This window comes from Vibrio pacinii DSM 19139 (genome assembly GCF_000711795.1).
Taxonomy (GTDB): Bacteria; Pseudomonadota; Gammaproteobacteria; order Enterobacterales; family Vibrionaceae; genus Vibrio; species Vibrio pacinii.
On the sequence record NZ_KL543977.1, the window covers coordinates 16634 to 33238 of the forward strand.

At 45.8% G+C, this 16605-nt stretch carries 15 protein-coding genes; 6 read left to right on the plus strand and 9 right to left on the minus strand.

Annotation, left to right across the window (positions count from 1 at the left end; translation table 11 throughout):
- Positions 1 to 303 precede the first annotated feature (303 nt).
- The 4 genes from ruvB to BS19_RS16695 all read right to left on the minus strand — a co-directional run bounded on the left by ruvB (position 304) and on the right by BS19_RS16695 (position 4374).
- Positions 304 to 1308, minus strand: a complete 1005-nt coding sequence (gene ruvB / locus BS19_RS16680) for a Holliday junction branch migration DNA helicase RuvB (RefSeq protein WP_038176866.1) — start codon at positions 1306 to 1308, stop codon at positions 304 to 306.
- An 11-nt stretch (positions 1309 to 1319) separates the two neighbouring features.
- A complete protein-coding gene (gene ruvA / locus BS19_RS16685) occupies positions 1320 to 1937 on the minus strand; it encodes a Holliday junction branch migration protein RuvA (protein ID WP_038176867.1) in 618 nt (205 codons plus the stop codon).
- Between the two features lie 123 nt (positions 1938 to 2060).
- A complete protein-coding gene (gene ruvC / locus BS19_RS16690) occupies positions 2061 to 2582 on the minus strand; it encodes a crossover junction endodeoxyribonuclease RuvC (protein WP_038176868.1) in 522 nt (173 codons plus the stop codon).
- Between the two features lie 52 nt (positions 2583 to 2634).
- Positions 2635 to 4374: a glycoside hydrolase family 36 protein gene (locus BS19_RS16695; protein WP_038176869.1), complete on the minus strand. Its 1740-nt coding sequence runs from the start codon at positions 4372 to 4374 to the stop codon at positions 2635 to 2637.
- A 225-nt stretch (positions 4375 to 4599) separates the two neighbouring features.
- Here BS19_RS16695 and BS19_RS16700 point away from each other — a divergent pair, with 225 nt between their 5' ends.
- On the plus strand, positions 4600 to 5346 hold the full coding sequence (locus BS19_RS16700) for a substrate-binding periplasmic protein (RefSeq protein ID WP_245609305.1): 747 nt from the start codon (positions 4600 to 4602) through the stop codon (positions 5344 to 5346).
- Between the two features lie 55 nt (positions 5347 to 5401).
- Here BS19_RS16700 and torA read toward each other — a convergent pair whose 3' ends face one another.
- The 3 genes from torA to torE are packed head-to-tail and all read right to left on the minus strand — an operon-like array spanning position 5402 to position 9305.
- Positions 5402 to 7864, minus strand: a complete 2463-nt coding sequence (gene torA / locus BS19_RS16705) for a trimethylamine-N-oxide reductase TorA (protein WP_038176872.1) — start codon at positions 7862 to 7864, stop codon at positions 5402 to 5404.
- A 24-nt stretch (positions 7865 to 7888) separates the two neighbouring features.
- On the minus strand, positions 7889 to 9073 hold the full coding sequence (torC, locus tag BS19_RS16710; protein ID WP_038176873.1) for a pentaheme c-type cytochrome TorC: 1185 nt from the start codon (positions 9071 to 9073) through the stop codon (positions 7889 to 7891).
- Between the two features lie 52 nt (positions 9074 to 9125).
- The gene (gene torE, locus BS19_RS16715; RefSeq protein WP_038176875.1) at positions 9126 to 9305 is read right to left on the minus strand and encodes a trimethylamine N-oxide reductase system protein TorE; all 180 of its coding nucleotides are present in this window, start codon (positions 9303 to 9305) and stop codon (positions 9126 to 9128) included.
- 430 nt (positions 9306 to 9735) lie between these two features.
- Here torE and BS19_RS16720 point away from each other — a divergent pair, with 430 nt between their 5' ends.
- A complete protein-coding gene (locus BS19_RS16720) occupies positions 9736 to 10536 on the plus strand; it encodes an ABC transporter permease (RefSeq protein WP_038176878.1) in 801 nt (266 codons plus the stop codon).
- Positions 10537 to 10750: 214 nt separating this feature from the next.
- Positions 10751 to 10912, plus strand: coding sequence for a hypothetical protein (locus BS19_RS20300; RefSeq protein ID WP_157631205.1), 162 nt, complete (start codon positions 10751 to 10753; stop codon positions 10910 to 10912).
- A gap of 20 nt (positions 10913 to 10932) precedes the next feature.
- Here the strand turns inward: BS19_RS20300 and focA are convergent, their stop codons facing one another.
- Complete coding sequence (focA, locus tag BS19_RS16725; protein ID WP_038177245.1) at positions 10933 to 11775, minus strand: formate transporter FocA; 843 nt, start codon at positions 11773 to 11775, stop codon at positions 10933 to 10935.
- Between the two features lie 497 nt (positions 11776 to 12272).
- Between focA and BS19_RS16730 the strand changes: the two genes are divergently transcribed.
- The 3 genes from BS19_RS16730 (at position 12273) to BS19_RS16740 (ending at position 14270) form a co-directional block, all read left to right on the plus strand.
- A complete protein-coding gene (locus BS19_RS16730; RefSeq protein ID WP_038176879.1) occupies positions 12273 to 12506 on the plus strand; it encodes a TIGR02647 family protein in 234 nt (77 codons plus the stop codon).
- Between the two features lie 292 nt (positions 12507 to 12798).
- Positions 12799 to 13620: an NAD(P)H-binding protein gene (locus BS19_RS16735; protein ID WP_038176880.1), complete on the plus strand. Its 822-nt coding sequence runs from the start codon at positions 12799 to 12801 to the stop codon at positions 13618 to 13620.
- 14 nt (positions 13621 to 13634) lie between these two features.
- Entirely contained in the window at positions 13635 to 14270 is a 636-nt protein-coding gene (locus BS19_RS16740) for a YdcF family protein (protein ID WP_038176882.1), read from the plus strand.
- Positions 14271 to 14329: 59 nt separating this feature from the next.
- Here BS19_RS16740 and clpA read toward each other — a convergent pair whose 3' ends face one another.
- Positions 14330 to 16600 (minus strand): ATP-dependent Clp protease ATP-binding subunit ClpA, encoded by a 2271-nt coding sequence (gene clpA, locus BS19_RS16745; protein WP_038176884.1) that lies wholly within the window; start codon positions 16598 to 16600, stop codon positions 14330 to 14332.
- Positions 16601 to 16605: the final 5 nt, after the last annotated feature.

Sequence of the window (16605 nt, forward strand, 5' to 3'; positions counted from 1 at the left end):
GAGCTAATACTACTGCTAAAAAATGATTGTTTCAAAAGGTTTATATCCAGAGTTCGCTTTGATTTAAATCAAATTTTGTGCGCCCAATCTGAGCATAAAACCATCACATTGATCTATATCAACAGTTTACATTATGTTTTGTTACGGCAGGGTTATTGCCAAGATGGTGATAACTATTTATGCAAAACAAGCGGTTAACAACTCATTCATTTGCGCTACGTATCCACTGACAAGCAATATTTATTAGTGTGATCATGATCACTAAAATAAAAAGCCAGCATTTAATTGCTGGCTAGTGGAAACTTATTTTTCAATTCCGAAATGAAGATAGGCACGGTCGGTTGCAACCCGTCCTCTTGGCGTTCTTTGCAAATAGCCTTGCTGAATAAGATAAGGTTCGAGTACATCCTCTATGGTGTCTTTTTCTTCACCGATCGCGGCTGCCATGTTATCAAGCCCCACGGGACCACCACCAAATTTCTCCATAATCGCTAGCAAAAGTTTTCTATCCATGTAGTCGAAACCTTTGGCATCAACATCAAGCATGTTAAGCGCTTTGTCAGCAATATCGAGGCATATATGCCCGTTACCTTTCACTTCAGCGTAGTCACGAACTCGACGTAATAATCGATTCGCAATACGTGGAGTGCCACGGGCGCGTCTTGCCACCTCTAAGGCTCCTTCTGCTTCCATCGACAACCCTAAGCAATCAGCGCTGCGTTGCACAATATTTTGCAAGTCAGGGATATTGTAATACTCAAGACGCTGAGTAATACCAAAACGGTCACGCAATGGTGAGGTTAACGAGCCTGCTCTTGTCGTCGCGCCAATCAGAGTAAAAGGCGGCAAGTCGATTTTAATTGAGCGAGCAGCAGGCCCTTCCCCGATCATAATATCCAACTGATAGTCTTCCATCGCAGGATAGAGCACTTCTTCAACCACTGGACTCAGACGGTGGATCTCATCGATAAATAACACATCGTTTTCTTCGAGATTGGTTAGCAGCGCGGCAAGATCACCCGCTTTTTCTAATACCGGCCCTGATGTAGTGCGGATATTAACGTCCATTTCGTTGGCGACGATGTTGGCTAATGTGGTTTTGCCCAAACCCGGTGGACCAAAAATTAGCAAATGATCCAGTGCTTCACTTCTTAGTTGCGCAGCCTTGATAAAGATTTCCATCTGGCTGCGCACATGGTCTTGCCCTTTATAGTCTTCAAGTTTTTTCGGCCGTATGGCTCTATCAATAACGTCTTCTTCTCGGTAGACACTATTGTCAGGTGCGATAAGGCGATCCGCTTCAATCATAGTTTATGCCTCTATACCATCGACTTAAGAGCTTCTCGGATAAGCTGCTCACTGCTCATATTCTCTTTCATTACCTGAGAAACGACTTTAGATGCTTGTGTCGGCTTGTAGCCTAATGCCAGTAGTGCACTCACGGCTTCTTCCTCAGCGCTTGACTGAGCTAATTGAGGTGAACTGTCCGTCGCAGCGGCATCCGTAAACGGTGTAAAGAGATCGCCAGCCCCCCAACCTTTGAGACGGTCTTTCATTTCCACCACCAAACGTTCGGCAGTCTTTTTACCAACGCCCGGTAATTTGACCAAGGTCGACACATCTTCACGCTCAACTGAAGCTACAAACTGGCTGGCCGTCATGCCCGATAGAATGCCTAAGCCCAATTTAGGACCAACGCCATTAGCTTTAATCACTTCGCGAAACAACGCACGCTCTTTAACATTGTTAAAGCCATACAACAATTGAGCATCCTCTCGAACAACAAAATGAGTATAGATGATCGCTTCTTCGCCGACATTTGGCAGTTCATAAAAGCAGCTCATCGGCATCTGGACTTCATAGCCAATACCATTCACTTCAATAAGCAGTTGGGGAGGTTGTTTTTCAATTAGAATGCCGCGTAGACGTCCAATCACGGTGAGTACTCTTGGAAAAATGGATTTGCGACAGGATAATAAAGAACTGGATAGACATCCAGTTCTTTATCAATCGAGGATCAAAAAGGCGTGAGCGAATCGCAGAAGGCTACAAGTTTAAAACTAGCGGTATCGACCGCGACGCGCACTGGTCGCTTTACCTGCAAGTGCAACGAGAGTTTTGTTGGTATTGGCATGGCAAATTGCAACGCCCAACGCATCCGCGGCATCCGCTTGAGGTTTAGCGGGTAACTTGAGCATATTTTGCACCATGTGTTGAACCTGATCTTTATCAGCGCCACCGTTACCGACCACCGCTTGTTTAACTAGCCTTGCCGCATATTCGTAAACGGGTAAGTCAGCATTGACCGCCGCTACGATAGCACTGCCTCGTGCTTGACCTAATTTCAAGGCAGAGTCTGGATTGCGCGCCATAAAAACTTGTTCAATGGCGAAGGCATCAGGCTGGAACTGAGTAATGATTTCAGACACTCCGGCGTAGATTTGCTTAAGTCGGCCTGGCAGCTCTTTTTCTGAAGTACGGATACAGCCACTGCCGAGATAATGCAGATGGCGACCCGTTTGTCGAATCACACCATAGCCTGTGATGCGTGAACCTGGGTCGATACCTAAGATGATAGACATGAGATTGTTAATTATCGCTAAAATGGCCAATGATCTTAATCTAGCTCGACCACTATAGCGAGGTAATTATCGCCCGGCTGGACAAACCGGCCTCAAGTGCCACTTCTAGGACTGGCGTCGGATCGGCCACCAGCCTCTCTCCTGTCCAATAGTCATACCAATAGACCGGGTAGTTGGCCGTCAGCGTCACATCACGGGCCCGACCGCGATAATTAAACAGACAATGTAAGTCGTTGCGTTCGGTAAGCGGCAAATATGCATGGTGCAAGTTCAATGCGCTAAATCGGGCTGACTCTTGATTATGACGATGCCTAATAATGAGCTTGGCTAAGGATCGCTTGGCAAATGGTGTTAACTCATCTAACGGATCGCCGGAAAGCAGTAAGCCACCACAAGCAAGTAGTGTATCTCGATGGAATTGGTAATTTCTGCGCTCAGTCGCTTGGTTTGGCAAAGACACAAAGGTGGCGCAATCTGGATCAATTTGCCATAACTTACGATGTTGCCAGCTGCGATAGAACGTCTCTTTGGCTATTTGTTCAAAACGGTTTGCGCAGCGCTCGACATCATCAGAAACACGCATCGCATCAACCATGCCAAGCGATGGCCACATTGGCGCGTTACAGCCCAAAATAAGCGCCTCTCCTGCGCCTTCAATGATCGCTTCCATGCCCAATCGATATGCTTCTACTCCTGTAACACCACTTTGGCTACGCACGCCTTTTAAAGTCCCCCAGTAGTTGGCGTCGAGTTTGAATAGCTCTACCCCCCACTCTTCTCGCATCGTGCGCACGACTTGAGTCAAATGCTCTTGCACTTCGAGGTTAGTGGTATCAAGAATATACCAAGGGGTACAGCGCCAGCCTCCATAGGTAACATCTTCAGCTTTGAGCAAACTGCCATCAACATGACGCACAAACCAGTCAGGATGGTCTTGAAAGAGCTGTGATTCAGGTTGAGCGATAAAGGGAGCCAACCAAATAGCGGGCTTTTTGCCTTGCGAACGAATCTCGCTAAGCACCGATTTAATTCCAGAGGGAAACTTAGTGGAAGGCGTTAACCAATCCCCCATATAAGCTTGGTAACCGTCATCTAATAATACATAGTCAAGCTGCTTAAGGTGTTGGCGCATCTCAGCAACGTTTTTCTCAATATGCTGTTCCGTCACCTCTGCGTAATAGGCATACCAAGAACACCAACCTAATGGTGAACGTTGCGTCACCCCCTGACGTGCAGGGTGGCGTTGGTTTATCAACTGAGTAAATTCTTGATAGAGCTCTGATAGCGAATCTCCGCGTAACACCACCACCGACTCCAGCCGATTGGTTGACCAGTCCTGCGGGCAGCTATTTTCGCCATCAAGATAGGCATGAATTCGCAGTTTTTCCTGCTGCTGTGTCACGGTAAAGTACCCAGCAAAGCGCTCACAAGAGGTAAAACCAAACAGAGCATAACCGGCAGAATCTTCAATCACTAAGTAGTTGTAGTAACGCTTAGCTTCATCGGTTGGATAAATGCGATAACTGGGACTGTTATCTGGGCAGCGGCCAACATCAATGGGGTTATCCCATTTCCCCGTTGTTTGTGCCAGCATCTGAAAACCATCGCCGAGCAGAGTCGCTTGCTTTTCAAAATCAAAGTCACTACTAAATAACAGATAATGCTGACCGATAGCGTGATTGGACAATCCGCGATAGAAGAAACTCAGCTGGTTTTGCAACACCTCGACACTAAGGTCGCGATTATCCACCGTAACCCACCGATCGTTGGATAAACGATAATTTTGCGACATATGACACTCTTTATTATTCGTTTTGGTCAATTAGAGCATTACGCCTTGATATTGTCTATTTGCTCAACAAAAACTAACACTACCGAGCTCACGTTTATGACACCAGTGAACAGAGCGACATTCTCAACACGCCTAACTCATTAGCCGAGCGCGTAACTAGGCTACAATTACTGATAATCCACACAACAGGTGAAGTCGGTGTACTCAATGAGGATTAAGCACATAATGTCGGTTGTATTGTCGCTTTGGTGTACGGCGGCCTTCGCACAGTCACAGTCACAATCACAATCACAATCAGCACCAGTATTAAAGGTGGCACAAACACAGTGGCCACCGTTTATTATGGATTCCGCCTATGGGCAGGGCATCGCTTATGATTTCATCATTGAAGGACTCGTCGCAGCAGGATACCAAGTTGAGTTTAGCGAAAAGCCTTGGGGGCGAATTCTAAAAGAGACGACTCATGGTAAAAATGATGTCATCGTCGCAATGTGGAAAACGGAGCAGCGCGAAAAACACTTTTTGTTCACCGAACCTTATATGCATAATCAGATGTCAGTGTTGTCACGCCGCAACAGTGATTTTGAGTTTACCGACATCGATAGTCTTAAAGGTAAAGAAGTCGCCTTAATCAATCGTTATGCTTATACCGCCAAGTTACTCGATTACCCTCATTTCATTCCTGTTAATTCGATTGATCTGCCCAACAGCGTGCGCTTGGTACTGACCGAACGTGCCGATGTGCTCGTTTCTGATGAAATTGTTGCACGTTGGACGCTAAAAGAGATGAGACTTGACCCATCACAGATCAAGTTCAGTAGCACTTACCTCGATACGTCCCCTTTGTACGCAGGTGTGCGACGTGATCATCCTCTTGCACAAGAAATCGTCAATGCGCTCAATCACTACTTTAAAAATCACGGAGAAAGACGCTTGGTAGAATTAAAAACCAAATACGGCCTATCAGACTAGAGCCAAAAAATGAAAAACCAGCCAAACGGCTGGTTTTTCATCAGTAGCAAAATGGTTATGCCACTTCGATTGGACCACCAAATGAGGTCACTGGTGGTACCTTACCAGTGAATTTCTCAAAGTTGACGATACAAGTATTAGCAGAGGTTGCCTGTGCGAGCTCAGACGTGCCGATATCTAACGTTAGCGTATTTGGATCGCCGTAGGTACAAATCGCCCCTTCTTTCTCGTTGAGTGGGCCATACCAAGCCCCCTCTTCAATCCGAATAACGCCACGTGGGTAGCTGTCGGTCAGTACTGCACCCGCAAGCAATTGGCCACGGTCGTTGTAAACACGCACTAAATCGCCCTCTTTAATGCCTTTCTCTTTGGCATCAAGTGGGTTGATGTAAACCGGTTCACGACCTTGTACAGCGTAGGTCGCACGGAACGCTTCAGATTCACACATTTGCGAGTGAAGACGCTTGTCTGGGTGACATGACTGTAACCAGAACGGATGCTTCTCAGAACCAGGGCCACCGTGTGAACGCTCGGTTTTTTCAAACCACATTGGGTGCTCTTGACAGTGTTCATAGCCGTAACGGCCAATCTTACGTGAAGTGATTTCGATAAAACCAGAAGGAGTACCCAGTGGGTTAATTTCTGGATCTTGACGGAAGTCAGCATGGCGAACCCAAGGTTTACCTTCACCGAAATCAAGCACGCTCTTCTCCCAGAACTCATCAAACTCTGGCATATCGAACTTACCGTCATTCGCTTTACGACAGTCGTTATAGAGGCTTTCGATCCACTCCATTTCACTCATACCGCGCGTGTATTCATCACGACGGCCAAAGCGCTGAGTCAACTCACTCATGATTTGGAAATCAGGCTTCGATTGGAACAGTGGATCAACCAAGCGATGCATGGCGACCAGGCCTTTGCTTGAGTAAGAACCGTAAACGTCGATATCGTTACGCTCCCACTGAGTACAAGCTGGTAGCACGATGTCTGAGAAACGACAGGATGCCGTCCAAGCAAACTCAATCGTCACCACGGTTTGTAGTTTCTTGAACGCTTGCTTCATACGGTTGCGGTCTTGGTGGTGATGCCAAGGGTTGTTACCTGAAATCACCATCATTTTGAAGTCTGGAAGCTTCACTTTACCGCCATTGTAACGGATCTCTTTGCCCGGCTCTAACAGGCAGTCAATCCAACGCGCAACCGGAATCGTGCGGCTATAACCGTTGAAATCGTTGTTGTCCCATTTCGGCTTCATTCCGGTGTCTAGATTACGTGGGAAGCCACCAGGTCCGGCAAAACCGGTCGATGGCACACCGATACTTGAATAGTGGTGACCGTATGAAATGCCGCCACCAGGCAGACCAATTTGACCCACCATCGCAGCGACTACGGCAGCGGCCCAGTATGGCTGCTCACCATGCTCTTGACGCTGAATACACCAACCCATCAAGATTTGAGTGCGACCGTTAACCAACATGCGAGCAAATTCACGAATCTTATCGGCTTTTACGCCACAGATTTCCGCTGCCCACTCTGGAGTTTTCGCTACTTTATCTTTGGTTTCACCCTGAATATATTGGATGAACTCGCTAAAGCCTAAACAGTAAGTATCGATAAATTGCTTATCGTATAGGTCTTCATTGTAGAGTACATGAGCCACCGCCAATATAAACGCCACATCGGTTTGTGGGTTGATGTAAAGGTGGTCATTGTCGAGATAGCGCTGGGTTTTATTCTTAACCGGATCAACCGACAAGACATTGATCTCACCTTTAGCGACTTTTTCTTTTAACTGCTCAAGGTAAGCAAACGACTCATGGGTTTCACAGTTCCAACCCACTTGGAGGTTTTTAACCGGATCGTTGGCCCACATTACGATATTGTCTGAATGTTTAAGGATTTCAGACCATGAAGTTCCTTGTGCATACACTTCGGTAGACCCGAGAACGTATGGCAAAATGGTTTGGCCTGCGCCCGTTGAGTAGTCACCCACTTTAGTAATAAAGTTGCCATGCATACCCACAGCGCGCTGCATGTGCGCCGTACAGTTGTTAAATGAACCCGTTTGGTTCCAACCCGTTTGACCTGCGTGCAGTGCCCAAGGGCCGTAATCTTTTTGTACTCGCTCTAGTTCACGATAAAACAGATCTAACGCTTCATCCCAAGTGACGCGAATGAAACGGTTATTACCGCGTGTTTCTGCGCTGTATTTGTGTTTCTTAAGCCAATCTAAGCGCACCATAGGGTAACGAACACGTGATGGGCTGTAGATAATACCTTTGATGCCGTTAAGCATCTCGGTCGGGTTTTTATCTAATTCTAACGGTTTGATCTCTTGAACTTTACCTGCGTAGATGTGGGCACGAAACGCGCCCCAGTGAGAACCAGATACCTTCCAAGTTCCAGTACTCTCAACCGCATGAGCAGAAGTAGACGCTAATAAGCTCGGACCAATGACCGACGCCGCACTTGTCGTTGCAACGCCTTTGAGAAAACTTCTTCGTGTAATAGCCATTTAAATTACTCCATCCGACGCTTATTAGTGATGACCTTCAGCATAATCTGAAGAGTGTTTTTGCAAGTACTTCAAGATAAGTGCTTCACTGTCTGTATCTAGGTTAACGAAGGCAAGCATACCGTCGAACATACCTGGCCAAGTATTGGCATCAAAGTGCTCTTCTGCTGGCTGGGTATGACAAACCGAACAGTTGGTTTTGTAGGCTTCTTTGGATTTTTCCCACACTGGCGTGATGTCGTTTAGCATCGACTCTTTCTTAAGCCAAACGTTAGCAGACACTTTCTCCCAAGGCAGGCCAGTCAGTTCATCGACTTTTTTCTCGCCCGTTTTGACCACGTTGGCGTCCATTGAAGCTTCTTTAAGTAAAGATGCCACGGCAATGTTCTTACCAAAATCTTCTTGGATAACGCGACCAAAGCCTTTTGCTTTACGCCAACCATCAATTTCGATCGCGACATAATCGCCTTTTTCTTCAATCACTTTGACCACCGACGCTGGGTTAAGCAAGCCCGCTTCTGTCGCCCCTTGCTCGTCAAAGTAAATCGGCAGGTGACGTACACTAACCAATGATTGACCAACAGAGTAATTCGTATTCGAGGCAAGCGCTTCTAAGTCACCAACAATGCCACCGATGCTATCCATACCTGCAGGTAGTTTGTGTGCGATGCCTTTGTGACAATCAACACAACTTTGATCTTTCTCTGCCGCTTGCTTCATTTGAATGCGAGCTGTCGGAGACATAAGTTCAAAGTCCATTGAATCGTAATTGTGACAGTTTTTACACTCTAACGACTTATTAGCAGAGAAACGATCCCATTCATGCTTGGCCAATTCGATACGACGCTCTTCAAATACTCCGGGTTCGTCATAATTGCCAAACACCTGAGCAAACACTTCTTTGGAAGCCTGCATCTTACGTGCAATCTTGTCGGTCCAATTGTGTGGTACGTGGCAGTCAGGACAGGTCGCACGCACTCCTGAATGGTTTTTCCAGTGAACCGTTTCTTGCAGTTCAACGTAAACATTGTCACGCATGGTGTGACAACTGATACAAAATTCTTCTGTGTTGGTCGCTTCTAGCGCAGTGTTAAAACCACCCCAGAAGATAACCCCAGCAACAAAGCCGCCCATGGTCAGCACGCCTAGGCTGATATGGACAGCTGGACGCCGCATAGTGCGCCACAGTTTAACAATCATTGATTTCATGGTTTGCTCTCTTAAAATCTTTTTAAAAATGTGGTGTTGAGCTCACGGACTTTTACATGCCGTGCGCGCCCGGAGGTCCCATTACAAACACTTGGAGCATCCACACCAAGAATCCGTAACCGCCGACGAACGCCACACTTAAAACCGGAAAAAGAACAACCGCGATGAAGAAGAACGACTTCCACTCCAGAGAGCGTTTTTCACTACTCTCAGTTTTGTTAACATCACTCATACATTTGCCTATTTTGTATTTAGTGTTATTGGTTAGCTCAGTCAGATGAGCTGAAGTTTTTTACAATCTCTAATGAAAAAGATTAGACCATACTAGGAGTAAGGTTCAATCAATTCATCGCTTCTGAAGCTTGTTATTCCACACTTTTTTGAGCTCAACCAGAGATGTGTTTAATCGTGCTTTGATGTGTCAATATGCCATTATTTATGAACAAATATGAACAGGATTTTGGGCGATAAAAAAGCCCAAAAATACCCAAAAACTGACCCTGTTTTCGACACTTAAGCAGTGACTATGTCAGTTAATCTTAGACTGAATGTAAATGAGTTGTTACTTGGCTTGTTGAGGATTGGGCTTATTATCAATTTCAAGACAAGGTGACCTTTGGCGGTTTTCGCGTACAATAATCCTTCATGATCAGGAGGATGTTATGGACAGTGTGGTGGATATTTCATGGTTGACCTTGGGGTTGTTTTCGAGCTTGCTGATCATTCCATTCTCAATCAGTCGCTACTATCAACTTAAACTAAGCAAAGAGATCGCAGTTAGCGTTGGGCGCATGGCACTGCAGTTAATCTTGGTCGGGGCCTATCTTGAATACCTTTTCAAGCTCAATAGCTTAGCCATCAATGTCATCTGGATTATCGTCATGACCCTGATTGGGGCGAGTGCCATCACAAGCAAAGCCAAATTACCACGCGCTAAACTGATGCTTCCGGTGGTGACAGGTCTGTTTGTGGCTTTGATTCCAATGCTAGGAATTATCGCGTTAGGCGTGATTAAACCGACGCCTTTTTATCATGCTCAATATTTGATCCCTTTGGCTGGCATGTTGCTTGGTAACTCGATGAGCGGCAATATTGTGGCATTGCAAAATTTTTTCCGCGCTTTCGAAGCGCGCAAAGCAGAATATGAAGCGGCGATATCGTTGGGCGCCTCCCCAAGCTACGCCACACTGCCTTTTGTACGCGATGCGATTGCACGTTCAGTCGCACCAACATTAGCCACGATGGCAACGACTGGTCTTGTGACGTTACCGGGTATGATGACAGGTCAAATTCTCGGTGGTGCCAGCCCGATGGTGGCGATTAAATATCAAATTATGATCATGATTGCGATATTCGTTACCATGTCACTTTCTGTGGCATTGTCGCTGAAACTGTCAGTCCATAGTTGTATCAGTCGTTATGGTCGTGTGCTGGTCAACGTCGTTCATGATGACGCCATATAGCGCCTATTTAGCGATTGTAGGATCTTATCCACAGAATCTGTGGATAACCGTGGTGATACCTAGAAGTCAACTGGTCAAACCTGAGTTAATGAATTATCTCTCACAAAATTCACTTTGCATTCATACGCATATCTTTTAATTCTACCAATGTAATAAATACGTAAAGACCAGACATTAGCCTTGCGCTATCAAATCAATGCAAGGAATGCGAGCGATGACTTTGGACCAACACAGCTTGGATAATGCATTTACCGAACGAGATGAAATGAGAGATTGGTTAATCACTCAGCCTGAGGCCTTAATAGAGAATGCGGTTAACGATGGCTTGTTAGGCCATCATCAAGATCAAAAAAACTCACTTAAAGTGAGTTTTTAAACCAGTTCGCATCATTGCTGTCAATCACGTAGATAGATTAACCAGTACCACATGCCGACAAACACCCCACCACCAATGATGTTGCCCAATGTCACCGGGAGCAAATTATTGGTGATAAAATCCAGCATATTCAAATCAGCATAGTCGGCGATATTGGCTCCGGTCATTTGCCAAAATTCAGCAGGTGCGAAATTTTTAATCCCAATCGCCATCGGAACCTGGAACATATTGGCAATACAGTGCTCAAACCCTGCAGAGACAAACATCGCAACGGGTAAAATCATGACTGCGATTTTATCTGTCAAAGTTCGGCCACTGAATGTCATCCAAACGGCCACACACACTAAGACATTACACATGACACCCAATGCCACTGCTGAGAGAAAAGTATGATGAAGCTTGTGTTGTGAAATCGCCATTGCGTTGAGGCCAACTTGTCCATGGTCAAACATATATTGTTTGGTCAACAGCATACAAACGACCAATAACAAGGCACCAATCAAGTTACCGCAATAGACAACCGTCCAGTTTTTTATCAGGGTTCGCCACGAAATTTTGCCACTTGCTCGAGCAACTAAAGTCAGCACTGAGCTAGTAAATAGCTCACCGCCAGTCACCACTACCAGAATCAGTCCGAGACTAAAGGCTAAACCGCCTAATAAACGCGTAATTCCCCACGGTAGATCGCCTGCCCCTGTAGTGACCACAGTATAAAAGACAAAAGCGATACCGATATGGATACCTGCCGAAATCGCCAGAAGGAAAGACTTGATAGGATCTTTGGTCGCTTTGCCCACGCCAATTTCAGCCGCACGTTCGGCCATTTGTGGGGGTAAAAGAGAATCAAATTGGTTGAGGTTTATCATTTCGAAACATTTTGCAACATCAGGGTCAATGGGCGCGGATAATTACTTGAAATGTGATCAAATTCAAGCACAAATTATACAATGCCGATGAAAAGCCGTTGCATGTAAACTAAGTAAGCGCAGTTTTGTCTTTTACGACTAATATCTATGTTAAAAAAAACTCCACACAAATACATAAAGCCCATATTTTTCAATCAATTAAAATAAACCTTCTACCGTTAATTGTGTCTGACACCATTTTTAGGCTAAATATTCATATTAAAGTCAATTTTTATACTATTTTCTCATTTATAGGCGCAAGGCGGCTCGCGATACTGTTTAGTGGTAGCCTGCTTTGATCTCGCTCTAGTCTTATCGTGACTGTTTAACTCCTGAACAATCTGCTCCAGTTATCTGATCAAACTCTGGCTTAGGTAACATTTCTATATAGTGGGCATTGCTGAACGCCAACTTCCTGATTAAGTTGAGTACATACACTTTATAAGGAATCGAATATGAAATTTACGCCTGAATATATATCTGAACTTAACTTACTGCTTCAGTTTGATATCAGCAGTGCTGCAACTGGCATTAAAGTTCATAATGACGCATCTGAAGAGATTCAATCGGCTGTGCAGCGTCTTTACGCCAAAGGCCTATGTACTCTTCCTGATGGCGGCTACTTAACCGATGAGGGCATCGAAATGGCCGAGCACGCAGACAAAATTATCCGTGTGCTTTCTAGCTAACTTGACTCAACAGCAAACGCCAGAGGCGCACTCTGGCGTTTGCTAAAGCCCCTCCCCCCTTAGATACCATCTCGCACATAACACCACTGATATTGCTGCAACAACAACGGTTGTTGTTGCGTTCAATAAATGCCAAAGTAAGTACGTTTCAGCAAGCTTGTAGCCCTAGTCTTTGGTATACCAACAGTGACTATATATTGCTGGATCTGATACAACATCAATCGTTGACTACCCAACCCATTCATAAAGTGTTGCGTACACAACTTGGTCATTTATTCGCAAGGAGTCTGACATGAAAACCATCACAGTCGTCGGTGGAGGTTGGCTAGGTAAACCACTTAGCCAATACCTGACATCCATCGGGTATCAAGTCTTCACTAGTAAAACAACTCCAGAAGGGGCGGCAGAGCTTGAGCAACAAGGACTCAACAGTTTTGTGTGCGACTTAAATTTGGGTCATGAACAACTCAAAGATCAACTCAATACAGCACCGAGCGAAATAGTGATTGGTTGTTTTCCTCCAGGATTTCGCCGAGGAGCTGGCGATAATTACGTCACTCAATGGCAAAATCTTATCCAAGCGGCCAAGCAGAGTGCGGCACAACGTATTGTTATGGTCAGTTCAACAACCGTTTACCCAAACACCGCCACAGAGATGGTTGAAGAGGACGCTAGCCTTGCATTAGCACAAAGCCATTCTCTATTTAGTGATAATGCGATAACGATGTTAAAAGCTGAGCAAGCGCTGATTAATTCTGGCCTGAGCTACGCCATCGTTCGTTGCAGCGGGCTGGTCGGCCCCGATAGACACCCATCGCGCTTTGCCGCTAGATTAAAGCAAGTCAGTGAGCAAGCGCCTGCTAATATGCTTGAGCTAAAAGATGCGATTGGCGCCGTGAGCTATATGGCCCTAGCAACACACAACACGGTAGTGAATGCCACCACACCAAACACGGTCAGTAAGGCACAGTTTTATCAGGCAGCGCTCGACAGCGTTGGTTCAAGCGACCCTCTTCCACCCGTGGTTCAACAGCCCGATAAGCGCATAATGGCAGACAAGATCATTGCCCTTGGCTATCGTTTCCATTTTGACCACACACTCGAACTAGTGTGAACTGAGAGGGGTTTATGAACCAAACTAAGTTGTATCAACACATTGAGCGCTTATGGCGTTACATGCAACTCTCCGACGATTTAATCCAATCAGATTGCCTCTTCGTGTTAGGCAGTAATGATGTTCGTGTGGCGGAGTATGCTGCGAATTTGTATCTACAAGGCTGGGCTGAATATTTAGTCTTTTCTGGCGGGTTCGGCCGTTTAACTGCCGATGTGTTCGAGCAGAGCGAAGCGGAAACTTTTGCCCAAATCGCACGTGATTTAGGTGTGCCGAGCAATAAAATTATTATTGAGGATCAGGCAACCAACACCGGAGAAAACCTGCTCTTTACGCATCAGCTACTTACGCAAAAAAATCTCAACTTCAACTCGTTTATCTTAGTGCAAAAGCCGTACATGGAACGACGCACTTACGCTTCATTCCGTCAGCAGTGGCCAACACAGGTCAAGCATCTTTGTGTAACCTCGCCCAAAGGTGAGTTCTGCGACTATTTTAATGAAGAGATCGACCTCTACACCACCTTATCGGCCATGTTGGGCGATTTTGAGCGAATTAAGACTTACCCTGCTTTGGGCTATCAAATTGAACAAGTGATCCCAGACGACGTCAACACGTCATATCAAGCGATTAAGTCCGCACTAAGTTAATTGTTTAGCAAATAAAAAAGCCAGAGACGCAATACTCTGGCTTTTCTCATTTTGGTTGATTAATGAATCGCGGCTTCTTTTTGACTGAGATAAGTGAATTTAAGCTCATCATCTTTCAGGTCAACTTTCACCGTACCACCATCGACTAGTGAACCAAATAGCAGCTCATTAGCGAGGGGTTTCTTCAGTTTGTCTTGCACAACTCGTCCCATTGGACGCGCGCCCATGGACTTATCGTAACCACGAGAAGCCAACCAATGACGTGCATCGTCCGACACTTCAAGCGAGACACCACGCACATCAAGTTGCGCTTGCAGTTCAACGATAAACTTATCAACCACTTGATGGATAACGTGCTCATCTAGGCTGTTAAACCAAATGATGTTATCGAGACGGTTGCGAAACTCTGGAGTAAATACCTTTTTAATTTCAGACATCGCATCGTGACTATGATCTTGTTGGATCAAGCCGATCGATTTCTTAACCGTTTCTTGCACGCCCGCGTTGGTGGTCATCACCAAAATCACGTTACGGAAATCCGCTTTACGACCGTTGTTATCCGTTAACGTGCCGTTATCCATCACTTGCAGCAACAAGTTAAAGACGTCTGGGTGCGCTTTCTCAATCTCATCAAGTAACACCACCGAGTGAGGGTGTTTGATCACAGAATCAGTCAACAGACCGCCTTGATCGTAACCGACATAACCCGGAGGCGCGCCGATAAGACGACTGACAGAGTGACGTTCACCATACTCAGACATGTCAAAACGCAGCAGTTCAATACCAAGCAGCTTAGACAATTGCACTGTCACTTCTGTTTTACCGACCCCGGTTGGGCCTGCAAACAAGAAGGAACCAACCGGTTTATTGTCTGCCCCCAAACCCGCACGGGTTAACTTAATCGCTTCGCTAAGAACATCAATCGCATCATCTTGGCCAAACACCAACATTTTCATCTTCTCATCGAGTTTCTGTAGAATCTCTTTGTCAGAAGAAGAGACGGACTTCTCTGGGATACGCGCCATCTTGGCAACCATCGCCTCGATATCAGCAACCCCAACCGTTTTTTTACGACGACTCGCCGGAGTAAGACGACTACGAGCACCCGCTTCATCGATAACATCGATCGCTTTATCAGGCAAATGACGCTCATTAATGTACTTAGCCGACAGTTCAACCGCTGCACGCAGTGCTTTATTGGTGTAACGCACTTCGTGGTGTGCTTCGTACTTCGGTTTCAGGCCCATCAAGATTTTAGTGGTATCGTCGAGTGAAGGCTCAACAACGTCGATTTTTTGGAATCGACGAGAGAGCGCGCGCTCTTTCTCGAAAATATTGCTGTACTCTTGATAAGTCGTTGAACCAATACAGCGTAGCTTGCCACTACTAAGCAGAGGTTTAATTAAGTTGGCGGCATCGACTTGACCACCAGAAGCCGCGCCAGCACCGATGATGGTATGAATCTCATCAATAAACAGAATCGCATCTTCTTCTTTTTCAAGTTGTCTTAGTATTGCCTTGAAGCGTTTCTCAAAATCACCGCGATACTTAGTGCCCGCTAGTAGCGACCCGATATCTAATGAATAGATGACGCTGTCAGCGATAATTTCTGGGACCTGCCCTTCCACAATACGCCACGCTAAACCTTCTGCGATAGCAGTTTTACCTACCCCTGCCTCACCAACGAGCAATGGGTTGTTCTTGCGACGACGACAAAGCACTTGAACGGTTCTTTCAAGCTCTTTCTCACGACCAATAAGTGGATCAATCTGGCCCTGCTTGGCCAATTGATTGAGGTTAGTAGCAAAGCTTTCTAAACGATCTTCGTTACTCGCTTCTTCGGCATTCTCGCTACCAAAAGAGTCGGGAGAAGACGGTTCATCACCTGCACTTGATGCCTTAGTGATGCCATGCGAAATAAAATTAACAATATCAAGACGGCTAATGTCGTTTTTCTTGAGTAAGTACGCCGCATGGGACTCTTGCTCACTAAAAATAGCCACCAGTACGTTAGCCCCTGTCACTTCACTACGACCAGAGGATTGAACGTGAAACACCGCGCGTTGCAAAACGCGTTGAAAACTCAAAGTGGGTTGCGTTTCGCGAGTTTCATCATTTTCAGGAATCAGCGGCGTTGTTTGATCGATGAAGATATCTAGTTCACCACGCAAGGCATCGATGTCCGCCTGACACGCCTGAAGTGCTTCTCTCGCAGCATCGTTTTCTAACAACGCCAGCAGGAGGTGCTCGACAGTCATAAACTCATGTCTTTTGTCTCGAGCGCGGGAAAAAGCGCCGTTGAGACTCGACTCTAACTCTTTATTCAGCATAAGTA